We start from the raw sequence: 17,012 nt of genomic DNA on the forward strand, positions 1-17,012 counted from the left end.
ATAGAAATGTTTTTTGTTATTGAATAATTATTTTTTTGTCAAGTTGTTTATTTCCATTTTTTATGCTTAGGAAGTATAAACCTGGAACAAATTTCTTAACATTTAAAGAGTATGTATTATTATAATTATTGGAAGCATGTAAATCTTTATAAACTGTTCTTCCATGTATATCATATAAGTAAACTTGAAAATTATTTTCAATAGAATTGAAATTAATATTTAAGTTTTCACTTACTGGATTTGGCCAAATCAATATTTCATTTTTTAATGCTTGTTTTGAACTTAAAGTAAGATCGGCACCAGTAATGATTAGAGCAAAATCTTGAGATCCATTGGTAAGACTGTTTTTATGATTAACAGTAAGAGTATAATTACCACCAACCGGAGTGGGGATGTCTACTCGTTCAATGTTATCTCTAATATTATCGCCTTTAAGAGCATTTGAAGTAACGTCATTGCTATTTAACATCCAAGGAGTAAAAACGGTTGAAGCTGAATTTTCAATACGTAAATCTAAGTCGTTAACCAATCTTGGAGTAGAATTGTTTAATTGACCCGAGACTGCTTGACCTGAAGGGTCAGTCCAACAAATGGTGGCACTAATTTTACCAGAAGAACCCGCTGTAAATTCATAGGTGTATGAATCACTTTCATTTAAAGTAAGTTCTTTTATTACAGCAGTACCTGCAATGTCGTTAGTAATAGCTATGGCTGCATCTTCCATATTTAATAGGCCCCAGCCAAATATTGCGTCGGGACCTGGTTTAATTGGATCATCGATGGCCGTGTGGCATACCAAAGCTTTAACCGTAGCAGCTTTCATGTAATTACCATGTAATTGGTTGTAATATTGTTGTAACAACAATAAGGAGCCAGAAACATTTGGTGAGGCCATAGATGTGCCAGACAATGATCCGTAGGCATTATCAGCGCTTATAATTGTAGATGAAACATTTTCACCATCAGCCGAGATGTCAGGTTTGATTCTAAAATCATCGGTTGGGCCTTGACTACTTTTAGCACTAATCGGAAAATTAATAAGAGTTCCAGAAGGAGTTGTAGAGGGTTTTGCCCAAGCTACAACTAAATTATTCTTCGAATTTTTTTCTCCCGTTAATTTATCATAACCATTGGCTAATCCACCTGTGTAGTTTTTGTCGCCTTCATTTCCTGCGGAAGTAACCATTAAATAGTATGGCGCATTATAGGCAATGTTATCCCACGTTTTAGCATCGTTCGAATAAGAGCCAATATAATTTGCATTTGTTATCTGTGTGCCTTCATCATTGTATATGGGTGTACCATAGGAATGATTAGAAACCAATAAACCGTTAGAGGCTTCATTTTCGGCTTCCAATTCATCTTGAATCCAATCATATGATCTTAGGGTGGCCTTAGGAGCCATTCCTTTAGCATCTGGGTTAATACCTTTAGCAATTAACGTGCCTCCCACATGAGTGGCATGGTCACTAAATACATCAGGCGCACTAGGTGCAAAATACTCGGGATAGAATACTCTGGATTCAGGTGTTACCTGGTCGTCAGTAAATTCTATATGAGTAGATTTTACATTGTCTTCATCCCAAACGCCAATAATCATATTTTCACCATTTAAATTTAAGCCTAAACTACCATTAGTCCAAAGTTTATTGGTTTTGGTAGCCTTTGCACTGTTTAAATTATGTGTTGTAATATAAATTGGTTCTCCATTAACTATACTATGAATGAAGTACCTTTTACCATTAATGATTGAATTTCTTTTTAGGTTGCTGTGTTCCTTTAAATAAGCGGCTATTTTTTGTTCCTTTAAAAGATAACTCTGCTTTAATGATGCCTTAAGTTCTGCGTTACGTTCTTTGTTATATGTTGCAATGATTTTTTGACGTTCCATATCAGTTTGACTTATGGCGCTTAACCCCATAAGTAAGGAAAATATATATGTAAAATAGATTTTCATGAATACTGATATTTAGTTATCAGCTGAGACAATTTTATTCGTTGTCTCAGCTGGTAAATTACTCTTAAAATATTGCATTAATTGTTGATGCTATCATCAATATTAGGATTGGCATCAATTTCAGATTGCGGAATTTTTAAGTATAGTAATTCACTATCCGCAGGAATATTCACAACTACACGGTGTTCAGGATCGCGGTTGATAGGTAAACTATAACGCTTAGCATCGAACCATTCAACCCCAAGTTCTCCATATAATTCTTTACGTCTCTCGATTAGGATTTCATCTAATAAGGCCTGTCCAGAAGCAGTAGTCATTGTAGCATTCGGATCTCTATCTTGTTGTAGAGCAAATAACAAATTTCTGGCTTCCGGTTCATTTCCTAAATGATATTGAGCTTCAGCATCGACTAATACCATTTCAGATTTTCTCATTAAAGGAACATCACAGGCAAAAGTATATTCAAATTTCGTTGTGATGAACTCGCGGTAAGGCGTTGATACCTCATAATAATCGACAAATAATTTTCTTTTATCACTATCTGCAAATAAATCTCTGAAGTTAGTATTAACATAGGTTGCCTGATATGATAAAGTTAAATGATCCATCATTACATGTGGAGACATCCAGAAATAATTAGTTTCACTAGTTCCGTTTTGAAAATGTCCCCATAACCAATCTTGATCTGTTAGGTCATCAAAACCAGCACCCCAATTACTTGAGACTACAGCATTAGTAGCATTACCTCCATAGGCTGCTTTTGCTAATTGAGAAGCTAAGGCCCAATCGTCTTGAGTAACAAGAAGCACTCTCGCAAGCATACCTTGAGCAACAGCTTTATTGATATAACTCTTACCTAATCTTTCATTAGGTAAATCTTGTACGGCATCTTTTAAATCGGATATTATCAAATCGTAAACATCACTAAGTGGACTCGCTGGATTCCCAGTAGAAGCTCCTGTAGCTGGTTCTGTATAAATAGGAATTCGAGCTAAATTTCTATCATTGTTGTAATTAGGAGCAAATTCTAAAGCTAATTGAAAGTAGTGAAAAGCTCTTAAAGCCTTACCTACAGCTGTAAATTCCTTTTTAGTTGCCTCGTCTAAATCACTATTTTCAAGACCTCTGATTAAAACATTGGCGTAATTAATGATTTCATAATTGAAAGTCCATGTAAAGCTGGTTCTTCTAAATCCAGGTTCACGGTTTTCATGAGCATAGTCAAACAAAAACCATGAAGGCCCTTGAATTAAATCATTTCCTTTAACGGTTCTAGCAAAATACATTGCATATAAACCTCCAGTATCTACGTTTGAGGCATTTACACCATCAGTTAGGTTGTCATCCCATTGACCTTTATAACGGTCGTAGACACCTGACACGAAAGATTGAACAATTTCTTTATCCGAAAACACCACGTCTTCAGGAAGTCCTGCCGTGTTTTTTGGTTCATTTAAGAAGTCTTTCGAGCAGCTGAATGATACAGAAGCCACTATAATTAGTGTTAGAAAGCCTCGATTAATATTTTTATATAGTTTCATTTTTCTTTTCTTTTTTTATTAAAACTCTAAGATAAGTCCAGTAGTGATTGTTTTAGACAATGGTGATCTATAGGCTGTTAAACCATTAAAGGACTGCTCAGGATCGATGCCTTTATGAGACTGCCATGTAAGAAAGTTGTCTGCTTGCAAGAATAACCTAAATTTAGAAATTCCGAAACGATCAATCGTTCTATTCGGTAAGTTGTATCCAAACGTTAAACTTTTTAAGCGTAAGTAATCATTTTTATACAAGAATCTTGTAGATCTAGAAGAATGGTCATTATTACTAGCTAATAGTAATGGGGTATTTGTTATATCTCCCGGTTTTTGCCAAGCTTTAAAGTTGTCAGGGTGGGCATTTTCACCTGGACTTTCAAATGGATTCAGCAATCTAGAATAATCAGTGTCTAACAAATAAGAACCAACACTAAAGTTGAATAATAAGTTCAGGTCAAACTGTTTATACCTTAGGAAAGATGTAAATCCACCCTGTATGTCGGGTAGTGAGCTTTTTCCTATTTCATATCTAGTTGCGTCCGCATATTCTTTGGTTGTTACTTTATCAATAACATTACCGTCATCATCCAACACATCCTGAAACCACATACCTCTTCCATCTGCTGGGTCTACACCAGCCCAATCTCTTATAAAATAGTCGAAAATTGAATTGCCAACTTTCCATAATTTAGATCCATTTATAATTTCTTCCTGAGGTAATTTTGTGAATTTATTGTTATCTAAAGAAAAGTTTACACCGGTTGTCCATGTGAAGTCTTCCGTATTAAAGTTGTTTGTGTTGAAAGCAAATTCCCAACCATAGTTTCTAATAGAACCTACGTTTGTAACAATTCTTGGTGTACCAACAGAACGTGGTAATGGTTTTTCTAATATTAAATCTACAGATTCTTTATTGTAGTAATCTATGGTACCGGTTAAGAAACCATTAAACATTTCAAAATCGACACCTACATCTAAAGACTGCACTTTTTCCCATCTTAAATTAGGATCTGAAACCCCTTCTAGAAGAATACCTGAATTTCCTTCGTTAACAAAACCAGTTTGGAAAACCGATTGATACGGGAATAAATTAGCTGTACGGTTATTACCTACTTCACCATAGGAGCCTCTTAATTTTAAGTAATTAACGGTTTCGCTGCTGCTTAAGAAATTTTCATTGCTAATAATCCAGCTTACACCACCCGCTAAGAAAGTACCCCATCGTGTGTCTTCCGAGAATCTTGTAGACCCGTCAGTTCTTACAGAAAACTCGCCGTAGTACTTTTGATCGTAATTATAACTGGCACGACCTAAGTAACTATTAATACGCTCGCTTATAATGTTGCCTCCTACAGCTTCGGGAGTGGTACTACCATCTAAATTGGTTACTCCGGGCAGGAAACCTGTCCCTTGAGAAAGTACGTCATCTTGAGTCTGTGTATAGGCTTCTGCAATAGCGTCAATAGAGATACCATGTCTTCCAAAGTCATTCGTATAATTTAATGACTGAATAGCATTTAATGTTGTGGTTAGATTTCTTTCTTGGCTTACACGTCCTTTAACATTTGAGGCTGCACCAATTTTATCATCATCAAAACTGAAGGAGTCGAACATATAGTTTTCATAACTCAGTTGAGTTTTAAATTTTAATCCTTCAAAAAGTTTAATTTCGGCGAATGCATTGGCTAAGTAATTAGTTCTTACACGTCTTTCTTTCCCTAAAGTTAAACTAGCTAAAAGGTTTTCTCCACCATATACAGGTCTTGTGCTGTTTATTGGCTGTGGAGAAAACTGCCCGTTACCTGTGTCGAAAATTTTATTTCCTCCTGCATCTAAGTGTAAAGCGCCATTTTCATCACGTGCGTAAATTGGATAGATACTTGATAATCCATAAATCCAAGAAATGGCCTGTGTAGTACTTCCTGATGTCTGATCAGGATTATTGGAAGTTGATCTTGAGAAACTAGTGTTTAAACCAACCTTAAACCAATCATTAACTTGGGTGGTTAAGTTTAATCTAGTTGAGATACGTTCAAAATCTGAAGGTACAACAGGTCCTGCTTCATCTAAATAGTCAGTAGACATAAAGTAGGTGGTTTTGTCACTACCACCCGATAAACTAATGTTGTGATTGGTTCTTAAGTAATCCTCTCTAAGTACTTTACTTTCCCAGTCCGATTGCCATAATAAGTTAGCCCCTGCAACTAGATTTCCATTGATATCTATTGGATTTGCGACACTGTAAGGGTTGTATCCCAAATGATCAATTAGACCAGCCGTAGCATTTTGAGCTGCTACATCTGGAGTTTGACTATTAATATATTGGTTTGTATTTCTTAAAGCTTGCCAGGTTAGTTTCATGAATTCTTCAGGCGTTGCTAAATTGTGAATACCAACAGTAGGGTTTGAAATACCAATTTGAGAGCGAATGGTTACTTTAGGCGCTGAGTTTTTCGTTCCTTTTTTAGTGGTTATTAAAATCACACCTCCTGCAGCTCTAGAACCATATAAGGCCGATGACGCAGCATCCTTTAAGACAGATACAGATTCAATTTGGTCCTGACTTATGGTGTTTAAGTTACCATTAAAAGGAGCACCATCAACAACAATTAATGGGTCTTGTGATAAGTTAACACTGGCAAATCCACGAATTCTGATTTCTGGATTTGATCCTGGCTGACCGCCAGCAGTAATAATACTTACACCAGGTACAACACCTTGTAATGCTCTTAAAGGAGATGTTACTTGTTGCGTTTCAATTACAGCCTCAGAAACTATACCCACCGATCCAACAATAGATTGTTTGGTTTGTGTACCGTAAGCAACAACAACAATTTCTTCTAATGAGGTTGCATCCTCCTGCATAACCACGTTAATGGTATTAGAAGCACCAACAACAGCTTCTTTAGTAATATAACCTACAAAACTGAAAACCAAAGTAGCCCCTGGTTTAACGTCTAAAGAGTATTTTCCATCAAAATCGGTAGAAATACCTGTTGTAGTTCCCTTGATTAAAACTGTAGTTCCAGGTAAAGGGAGTCCGCTCTCATCAGAAACGGTACCTGAAATTGTTTTTTCCTGTGCAAGTGAGAGTTGCACGACAAACGCTAGGAATAGCGTTAGCATTCCACTGAATTTTGTTTTCATACTATAATTATTTGAATTAGTCAAACCCAAAAATCATAATAAAATCTAAATTATACAACATCAAACAGTTAAAATCTGTTAATTATTTTGATTAGGGGTAAAAACTTTAAGAAGATGGTAGTAAAAGTCTCTGGATGTTAGTTTGTTTTGTGTTATTTTCTTACTATATGCTTTTTTGATTGAATATACTTTTACAGGGGACGTAACTTAATTTGTTATTACCACAGAGGGACCTTATAGCTATTCTAATTGGCGTTCTAGACCTTTCTTACAAATAAACTCATCTATGTTTCGCCAGTGTTTAAAGTCCATAGAATAGTACGAATTTCAATTTTACTATTACTAGGACAGAGGTATAAAAAAAAGCCGTTATTTTTTAATAACGGCTTTTTGTTAAAGAGTACTAGTTATAATTAATAATGTGGATTTTGATCAGCTATAATTCCAGTGTTTTTGTGACCTTTAAATATGTACACAATACCTGGATCCCAACTGAATTCCGCTTCAAACATTATTTCATCTACCACTGTATTGCTAGTTGTAGTGTAACTGTTTTTGGTAAACTTACCATTCGTTATAGTAACAGTTTCATCGGTGTAGTATTCAGTGGTATCTTCATCACTCGAAAAAGTTAATGATGACAAATCAACTGTAGCCTTTGCTTTAAGTTCCATCCACTCGCCATTATCGTCTAACCAAAAGGTTAAATCATTCATTGAAGAGTTGTAAGTGTTGAACTTTACATAGTCACCGCCATAAGCAGGAGTGGTCCCATCCGGTTCAAGGGCTATGACCCACCAGCCTCCTACAATTTCGGATACGATAATGCCACTGTCATCTGGAACAGATTCTTGCTGCTCACAAGAAGCTATTGTTAATAATAAGACAAGTGTAAACAATGACTTTATTATTTTATTTAATATAGTATATTTCATTTGTTCAAATTTTTAGTTAGTTAACTTGAGTTAATGTTACTTCAAATACATAACCGAAACTCCACTCTGTTGTAAATTCAATTGTTTTAGTAGCTGGATTTACAGAAAAATCAGTCATTTCAAGAGCGCCTCCAAAAGCACCGACACCGATAATGTCATCATGGGTCCAGTCATTAAGAGGTATGCTATTAGCAGTAACGGTCATTCCGGTGGCAGCATAATCTGGCCCGTAACCGTATTCATGCTCATACCAACCCCCAATGGCATCTGAGATTGCAAAGACTCCATTTCCCATATCCTTTATATAAATAGGGCCTACATCTTCAGGTGTAGTATAACCAGGTGTTCTTTTTATAGCAGAAGTATAAACTCCAGAGATACTTGTTACAAAATCTCCGGTGCACGGAGCCCATAGTACAGATCTAAATGCAGCAGCTGGAATTTCATCATCATTGAAAGCGCTGTAAGTAATGGTATACGAGTCAGGGCTATCTATATTTTCGCTCCCGAAATAGAGTCCAGTCGTTTTTGTTATAAGTTCTATTTCAGTACCTCCAGCCTCAGCTATAGCTCCAGGATCTGTAAATGATGAGGTGTCGCAATCTAATTCTATCTCACTTTCTCCATTTAATGTGATTTTAGGTAGGTAAGTGATTTTAGATGTATCTTCGGCGCCAGGCGCTTCTACACTTGGATCACAGCTGGTAAAAACTAATCCGGTAATCGAAAGTGCAAATAACAATAATTTATAATTTTTCATATTCTTTTTTTTTAATTATCCCAAAATATTGCATCAGTAATACTTCTTTGTGGTAAGGCATTTGGATTTAAACTTCTTTCGGATTCAGGATATAACCAAGCAGATGGAAATGTTCCGTTAGGTAAAACTGAAAGCGGTGGTGTTTGAAAAATGCCATTAGTAAATAATCTGCTAGCAGGTCGATCAAATCTTCGTGATTCAATCCATCCTTCGTCTTCTTGAGTTCCATTTAAAGAAATCCATTTTTGAACTGCAATCAAGTCTATTTGTTCTTCTAAATTAGCTGCACCTGCAAAATCAAGTGAACTAATATAGGATGATGCGCCTGAGAGTTCCATGTAATCAAAGTTTAATTCGATTGCTTTTGAGAAAGCCATCTCGGCATCATCACTTGTGCTATACCTTGCATCGGCCTCAGCTCTAAGGAACCAAACTTCCCAAGGACTCATCAAAATAACTGGATTAGTAGATGAATATGAATATTCAGAAGCCATACTGTAATCAGAATCTGGAGCTGTAAATGGCTCATCATCTATGGTTCCTTGGTCAATACCTCGTAAAGCTCCAGCAAAAGTTCCTGTGGTAGCTTTTGTGTATAATACTTCAGCTCGAGGGTCATTTAATGATTCTAATACATTTAAAGTGGCATTACTTGCAAAGTAGAACATTCCAACACCATTTTCAGCCCGTGCAAACATAGGGTTTTCGTCACCTGAATTGCCAGAATAAGGAATAAAAGGCATATCACTAATGGACTCAATGAAAGTACCACTATTTATAAGTGTTTGAATGGCTGTACCTTGAGAGCTTACTTCAGATGTTCTCATTAAAATTCTTAATTTTAATGAATTGGCAAATTTAGTCCATTTAGTAATATCACCTTCAAAAATAAAATCATCTTCGCCAACTTCATCTTGCTCTGCTAAAGCTAAATCTGTTAAGGCTTCATCTAGAATTGTTACTAAGCCAGGATAAATAACTGATTCGGCGGAATCAAAATTAGGTGTTAAAATCGAGCCATCTTCAATCGCACCGGAAATAGCCTCTGTAAAAGGAATATCTCCAAAGTGATCGACTAACCCTTGAAATAAATAACCTTTTAAAACATTAGCAATACCTCGGTATGCTGGAGAAGTACTATTCTTTGTTATATAATTTAAATCGGCAAGGGAGTTAGCGTATGCACGCTGCCAGTAACCATTAAAATCACCAGGAGATGACACGAAACGTTCTTCGTTACCAATAGAAACTCCAATACCCCATGTGTAATATTGACTCCAAAGAAAGGATTCATTACCATTTAAATCTTGTTCAACTATGTATCCCATAAAACCAATGGCGGAACTTAAAACTTGCGCATCACCGGCAGAAGGGAACGTATTAGGATCTATATTAACTTCTTCTAAACCATCATTACATGAGAAGTTTAGGGCTAATAATAGAATAAGAAATATATTTATTTTGTTCTTCATCGTATTATTTTTTTAATTAAAATGACAATTGTAAGTTAATACCTAAGCTTCTTGACGAAGGTGTTTGAGTTGTCTCGATACCTTGAGCATTACCTGTTAAAGCAGGACCATTAACTTCTGGGTCGGCAAATTTGTTTTCTTCAGGCAACCAAAACCAAAGGTTTTGACCATATAATGCCAATTTAGCATTTGTTAAGAAAACATTTTCTAAAAACTTTTTAGGTAGGGTATAACTAAGTTCTACCTCTCTCAATTTTAAATAACTTGCATCGATTAAATATGATGAATCTGGTGCATCATAATTGGTGAAATAATCTTGTTCTGTAATTTGTACTGTATTTTCAGAAAAGGTTCCATCACCATTATCAATTACAGAATTAGGATAGATAAATGGTTCTCTGTCATGTATTGTTGTATTAACAGCCGTACCATTAAATTCAGATCCAAATTTCGTTTGAGAAGCAAATTGTCCACCTTGTTTCATGTCGAATAAAATTCTAAATCCAAATCCTTTATACCTTGCATTAGCACCAAAACTCATTAAATAATCAGGTTGATAAGATCCGAGATAAGCCTCTTCATCACTATAAAGTGGGAAACCAGTATTAGGATCAACTATTGTTTGTCCGGCATCATTTGTTTTTGGCGCAAGACCTTTAAAAGTACCAAAAGGTAATCCTTCTTTTGCAACGACCGAAACAGAAACACTACCTCCAAATCCAAATGGTCCACCTACAGTTAATTCGTCTATGTCATCTGTGATGTTAATAACTTTATTGTCGTTTTTAGCATAGGTTCCAAATAGTTCAAAATCCAAACCGTCAACAATTCCCTCAAGAGGTTTTAATGTCAAGGTAAGTTCATGACCTTTATTTTCCATTCTACCAATATTACTTACTGTTTGAAGATATCCTGTAGATCGCGGAAGACTTATGGTAACAATTTGGTCGTCATGAATGGAATGATAGTATGTATAAGCAAGATTAACTCTATTTCCAAATAAACCTAAATCTGTACCAACTTCATAGGTAGTTGTTAGTTCTGGTTTAAGTGATGGATTTCCAATCGTATTACCAATTGTAAATCCGGGAACACCATTTTTCGGGAAAAATAATGAATAATCACCTAAATTAACTATTTCAGGATTTCCTTCAAAATAAGAGTTTAGTAAATATATACCGGCATCTTTACCAGATGTACCATAACTACCTCTAACTTTAGCATAATCTAAAACATCATTTTTGATATTTAAAAGATCTGTTAAAATTACAGAAGCACCAACAGCACCATATAGGAAGGAGTTGTTTTCCGATGGAAGAGTAGAGGACCAGTCATTTCTTGCTGAAAGTTCTAAAAATGCAGCATTTTTATATCCAATAGTTGCGTTTCCTAAAACACCATAAATTCTATATCTACTTCTAAACATGCTTGAGGTAGGGGCTTGAGCACTGTTAGATAAATTGTATACACCTGGAACCACGAGTCCTCCTACAGAACTACCTGTTAAAGAGTTTGTGGTTCTTTGAAAGAAGTTATAACCTGCAGCAGCGGTTAATTTGAAGTCTTCATTAAATGCTGTGTTGTAATTAGCCATTACAGTGGCATCAAGGTTTTCAACTTTATTGTTAAAGTTGGTATATTGGCCTAAGGAATTATGTTTGGTGTTACGGGTTGCTAATTGTAAATCGTCCGTCCATACCAATTGTTCTGCCGGTGTAAAGGTAGGAGTCCAAACATCAGTTTGTGTGTTAACTACGTTTCCTCCAAAGCGTCCTGTTATTGATAAATTATCTAAGAAATTGTATGTTAATGAGGCATTCCCTAAAAAGTTGTCAATATTACCTTCATTACCATATTCATTTAAAATGTAGTAAGGGTTAACAGATGAATAAGAACCCCAATAGCCATCAATATCATGAAATGGACTTTTGTAATCTCTTAATTCGTTAAATGGTATATTAATAGGTGTTTGTACAGCCATGGCGTATGCATTATTTCCTTCAAAAGCTCGTGAACCTTCTTGGGCGGTATTTTGCTTTACGTTAGCGTAACTTACTTTGAAATCTGATTGTAACTTATCGCTTAACTTGGCAGAAGCGTTAAATGTTATGTTATTTCTTTTGTAATAGGTATTATCTAGAGTACCTTTTTGATCTGTATTACCATAAGAAACATAATAAGAGAATCCTTCATTAGCTCCACTAATATTAAAATTATTAGTAATTGTATGCCCAGTGTTAAAAAAGTCTTTTAATTGATCTTTTACTGCACTGTAAGGCCTTAATAAAGCTTCTAATGAACCATCACCGTCAGAATCTATAGGACTCGTCCAGGGTCTTACAACACCGTCTAAAGCTGGTCCCCAAGACCAGTTTTCTCCTGAATCTAAATGAAGTTTGTCATATCCTTGACCATATTTGCTTTGGCGTTGAAGATTAATAATGGCATTTTCCCAAGAGGTTGAACCATTGTAATTAATTTGCATTTTTTTTCCTTTACCTCTTTTCGTTGTGATAAGAACAACACCGGATGCACCACGCGACCCGTATAAGGAAGTTGCAGATGGCCCCTTTAATATGGTAACTGATTCGATGTCATCTGGATTGAGGTCATTGAATCTATTTCCGAAATCAGAATATCCATCGGTTGAGTCACTTGATGTACCAGAACCACCAGAAGTAGCGCTATTATCAATAGCTATACCATCGACAACTATTAAGGCGTTGTTGTTTCCAGTTAATGAACCTTCTCCTCTTAATACGATTCTAGTTGATGCGCCTACTGAACCAGAACCAGTTGATAAGCGAACACCTGCCGTTTTTCCTCTTAAAGCTTCTAAAGCATTTTTGTTTGGAGTTGAGAGTAAGTCTTCTGATTTGACCGTCTGGTTGGCATAAACCACTTCTCTGGCATTTCTGTCACTATTACCGAACGCGGTTACAACAACTTCTTCAAGAGTTGCAGCATCTTCTGCAAGGGTAACATCAATTGTGTTGGACGATCCAACAAGGACTTCTTTTGAGGAGTATCCAACAAAGCTAAAAACCAGAGTGGCTCCTTGATTAGCTTTAATGAAATATTTACCATCAAAATCGGTTGAGGTACCAGTATTCGTACCTTTTACTAAGACAGTTGCTCCTGGTAATGGTAGTCCGGAATCATCCGAAACCACACCTGAAATTGTCTTTTCTTGTGCAAAAGTTATTTGCACAACAAACGCTAGAAATAGCGTTAGCATTCCACTGAACTTTGTTTTCATTTTAAATTTATTTGAATTAGTCGGCACTAAAATCTTAATAAAATCTTAAAAAAACAACCTTAATTAATTATAATAGATGAATGGTAAATGTGAAAATAGTTGTGAGTTGACTTAAGTTGTTTTTAACTATTTGTACTCTAGTTTTTTACTTAGGAATGGGTGTGGTTAGGTATAATTTAATATTTTTTCGAAGAAGTAGGTTGTTTTAACAAAATTTGAGATAAAAAATAGGTTTTTATGCCTTTTGAGTGTATTTTGTTTAAATAAATGATTACGAGTTGATGTTATTTTTAAAGTTATGTCTTTAATAACTTTAGTATAAATTTTTAATAAATAGAAATTGTTTGAAAAAATATTTAATAATATTAAATGTTTTACTCATCTCCGGAGTTATTGCGGCGCAGAAGGAATCTGCCAATTGGTATTTTGGGAATTTTGCAGGTTTAAATTTTAACTCAGGAACACCTACACCTTTATTGGATGGACAGCTCGTAACGAAGGAGGGTAGTGCAACTATTTCAGATGTTAATGGGAATTTATTGTTTTATACTGATGGTTTAAAAATTTGGGATAGAAGACATAAAATTATGCCTAATGGTTATGGTTTAAAAGGGCATGTGTCTAGTACAGAATCTGCTCTTATTGTTCCTAAGCCTGGAGATAGATTGCGATATTATGTCTTTACGGTAGATAGGCCAAGTTATAATCCATTACCTGAAGATCCAATTGAAGGAATAAATTATTCTGAAATTGACATGTCGTTAAATAACGGCTATGGTGATGTTGTAAATGGGATAAAAAATGTGCACTTAATAACTTATGATGTTAACAATTCGGAGGAAAGTGAATTTAAATCAAGTGAGAAAATAACGGCTGTTTCTCATAATAATGCTAGTTCCGTATGGGTTATTACTCAGTTTATGAATAAATTTTACGCATTTAAAGTAGATGTAAATGGGGTTAACCCAAATCCCGTAATTTCCAAAACACCTGAAGATGTAGGGGTTTTGTTAAACGATCAGGATGTTAATATCAGCGCGATTGGTTATTTAAAGGTTTCTCCTAATGGTCATAAAATTGCGATAGCACATAGTTCTACTTCTTTAGGGAGTCCAAGAAGTGGAAGAAAACAATCTGGGAAAGTATTGTTGTACGATTTTGATAATACAACAGGTATTGTGTCTAATGAAAAACTAATATTAAATAACGATTACCCTTATGGGGTTGAGTTTTCTCCAAATTCTAAGTTATTATATGTAACCGTTAATGAATTTAATTCTGATGATATATTTCTAAAAAGTAAATTATATCAATATGATTTATTGGCGTCTAATGTTGCCGACTCGAAAATGGTTATTAGCGATTCGAGAAATGTGGCTGGAGCACTACAATTGGCGATGGATGCAAAAATTTATCGGGCCGGCTACGAGGTATTTAAAAAGGGGTATGATATTTCAGTTATAAATAAACCAAATAACAGAGGGAATCTTTGCGACTATAACCATAATTCCGTTAACCTGGCAGGACCAGATGCTCAAATAGGATTTCCAGTATTTGTTCAATCCATATTTTTAGCTTCCTTCGATTATCGATATACTTGTTTAGGGGACGCAACTCAATTTGTCATTACTTCCGAGGAACCTTATCAAGTGGTACATTGGGATTTTGGAGATGGAAGTTTTTCAAGTTTAGATGCACCCATGCATACTTATGCTCAACCAGGGAAATATAAGGTTACATTAACCTTAACCATTAATGGCATTGACTTGGAACCCTATGTAAAGGAAGTGGTTATTACAGAGCCTGTAGAGGTTATGACGGATGTATTTGAATTTATTCAATGTGACTCGTTCGACGGTAATCCCAATGATGGAATCACGCAATTTAATCTGCAAGATGCCAATTCGCCGTTAGCCTTGTTTGTAGATGAACCTATACGGGTATATTATTATAAATCATTTTATGATGCGGTTAATGATGAAGCTAATATTGGTGCACTCCCTAATTTATATACAAATACCGTTATTAATGAAGTGCTTTATGCTAAAGTCTATAAGGCAAATACCGATTGTTTTAATGTAGCATCTTTAATATTAATGACAACACAACCTGTAACCTTGAGTACATATCAATTAAATGCTTGTGTTTCGTTCGGAGTCGATATTGGGAATTTTGATTTAGATTTGAAAAGAAATGAGATTATTTCAGATTTAAATCTGACGACCAATGTTGGTATTAGGTTTTTTGAAAATTTAGAAGATGCTAATTATGGTGTGAATGAATTGCCTGATGTGTATACGTCTAAAGAAAGGGTGATTTATGTGCGTGCAGAAAGTGATAATGCATGTTATGGATTTGGGACTATGGAATTGTTTTTGAAACCTTTTCCAGATATAAAGGATCAAAATTTAAAGGTGTGTTCGCATGATTTTCCAATAGAATTAGAATCTGGAATTAGCATGGAAGATTCTGCGGAATTTGAGTATTTATGGAGTACCAATGATACGACAAACAATATTCAGGTTAATCAACCTGGAGAATATACCGTTTCAATAAAAAGTTTAATGTATGGCTGTACAAATACCTACACGGTTTCTGTAAAGCAAAATATATATCCTAAAATTAAGAACTTTATAATTGATGGTCATAGCGTAAGAGTTGATATGGAATCGACAGATGAAACTTATATGTATACTGTTGATTTTCCAGGAGGGGCTTATCAGCAAGGGAATGTATTTTTGAATTTATCTGAAGGACAGCATGTTCTATATATTAAAGATGTGAATAGTTGCGAGACTATATCTAAGAGTTTCTACATTTTTGGTTTCCCCAAGTACTTTACGCCTAATAATGATGGCAAAAATGATTTATGGACAGTTTATGGGTTAAATACAAGTGATTATGCCGATTCAGATCGATTAATTATTCAGATTTATAATAGGTATGGTAAGTTGTTAAAGACTTTTAATCCATTACAAAGTGCAGGTTTCGATGGTTATTATAGAGGAAGACGGTTGAGACCTGATGATTATTGGTATTTTTTAAAAATGCCTGATGGAGAAGTTTATAAAGGACATTTTACGCTAAAACTTTAATATTGCCAAACATCATTAATTAGCCAATCTATGCCATCTTTTAAGTAGGGTAGATAATCGCAAACCGAATAATGATCTAAGTTATTTGCCACAACAAAGGTTATGTTGCTTCCCGAATTAATAGATGCGTTTACAAAATTCTGGGTGTTAGCTAAAGGGAATAATTGATCGTTTTCACCATGTACAACATATAAAGGGATTTTTATTTTATCAATCGTTCCATCGCTATTAGCTGTATTATAGGAAGTGGCCATGGGTATGGCGGCAGAAAATAAATTAGAATGAAACTGTGCATAAAACCAACTCCCGTTACCTCCGTCACTATACCCTGTGATAGCTACCTTTGAAGTGTCTATAGGTAAATTAGAAGTAGCTAAATCATATAATGCCAGAATTTGAATTTGGTTTGGTTGGTCGAACCATAGGGAGCCATTACTATTGGGGCTTATAATAAAAGCGTCTAAAGTATTGTTTGTTGCGGGTTCAATTAAGCAGGCGGTGCTTTTATGCGCTTCGGGTGCTATATTTCTTGCGCCACCATGTAAATTAAATATAAGTGGTTTTTTGTTGGTTATGGAAGCGTTTTCAGGAGCGATGATACGAAAATTCCAGAAAACCCCTTTCGTAGTGGTTTCTATGGTGAAATCATTGGTTCCAGGAGTGATTTCTAAGTTTTTAAAATCGTTTCTAACATGGTCTGCGGTCCTAGGTTTCGGAGGTTCTGTTGATATATTAGTATCATCGAAAATATCTCTATTACAACTGAAACTAATTATACTAAATATACTAAAAACGCAAATTAATAAAAACGAATTTTTCATGTTGAAATATTATTATCCTAAGTTACTA

General features: G+C 35.1%; 9 protein-coding genes. 1 reads left to right on the forward strand and 8 read right to left on the reverse strand.

The features are described 5' to 3' along the window. Positions 1-16: 16 nt before the first annotated feature. The 7 genes from H611_RS14250 to H611_RS0111310 form a co-directional block, all read right to left on the reverse strand. The gene (locus H611_RS14250; protein WP_084158179.1) at positions 17-1,957 is read right to left on the reverse strand and encodes a S8 family serine peptidase; all 1,941 of its coding nucleotides are present in this window, start codon (positions 1,955-1,957) and stop codon (positions 17-19) included. Positions 1,958-2,034: 77 nt separating this feature from the next. Then, a complete protein-coding gene (locus H611_RS0111285; RefSeq protein WP_027138479.1) occupies positions 2,035-3,498 on the reverse strand; it encodes a RagB/SusD family nutrient uptake outer membrane protein in 1,464 nt (487 codons plus the stop codon). 18 nt (positions 3,499-3,516) lie between these two features. Then, entirely contained in the window at positions 3,517-6,642 is a 3,126-nt protein-coding gene (locus tag H611_RS0111290) for a SusC/RagA family TonB-linked outer membrane protein (protein WP_027138480.1), read from the reverse strand. A gap of 413 nt (positions 6,643-7,055) precedes the next feature. Beyond that, positions 7,056-7,577 carry a lipid-binding protein gene (locus tag H611_RS14550; RefSeq protein ID WP_051238792.1) on the reverse strand — a complete coding sequence of 174 codons (522 nt, stop codon included), beginning with the start codon at positions 7,575-7,577 and terminating at the stop codon, positions 7,056-7,058. A 16-nt stretch (positions 7,578-7,593) separates the two neighbouring features. Further along, a complete protein-coding gene (locus tag H611_RS0111300; protein WP_027138481.1) occupies positions 7,594-8,337 on the reverse strand; it encodes a BT_2262 family domain-containing protein in 744 nt (247 codons plus the stop codon). An 11-nt stretch (positions 8,338-8,348) separates the two neighbouring features. Continuing rightward, on the reverse strand, positions 8,349-9,809 hold the full coding sequence (locus H611_RS0111305; protein ID WP_027138482.1) for a SusD/RagB family nutrient-binding outer membrane lipoprotein: 1,461 nt from the start codon (positions 9,807-9,809) through the stop codon (positions 8,349-8,351). Between the two features lie 16 nt (positions 9,810-9,825). Beyond that, a complete protein-coding gene (locus H611_RS0111310; RefSeq protein WP_027138483.1) occupies positions 9,826-13,068 on the reverse strand; it encodes a SusC/RagA family TonB-linked outer membrane protein in 3,243 nt (1,080 codons plus the stop codon). A 344-nt stretch (positions 13,069-13,412) separates the two neighbouring features. Between H611_RS0111310 and H611_RS14555 the strand changes: the two genes are divergently transcribed. Next, positions 13,413-16,163 carry a T9SS type B sorting domain-containing protein gene (locus H611_RS14555; RefSeq protein WP_051238793.1) on the forward strand — a complete coding sequence of 917 codons (2,751 nt, stop codon included), beginning with the start codon at positions 13,413-13,415 and terminating at the stop codon, positions 16,161-16,163. On the opposite strand, the gene H611_RS0111320 is transcribed toward H611_RS14555, so the two are convergent. After that, positions 16,160-16,984 carry a carboxylesterase family protein gene (locus H611_RS0111320; protein WP_027138484.1) on the reverse strand — a complete coding sequence of 275 codons (825 nt, stop codon included), beginning with the start codon at positions 16,982-16,984 and terminating at the stop codon, positions 16,160-16,162. The genes H611_RS14555 and H611_RS0111320 overlap by 4 nt on opposite strands. Positions 16,985-17,012 lie beyond the last annotated feature (28 nt).

The sequence above is a fragment of the Gaetbulibacter saemankumensis DSM 17032 genome (assembly GCF_000425645.1).
Lineage (GTDB): Bacteria > Bacteroidota > Bacteroidia > Flavobacteriales > Flavobacteriaceae > Gaetbulibacter > Gaetbulibacter saemankumensis.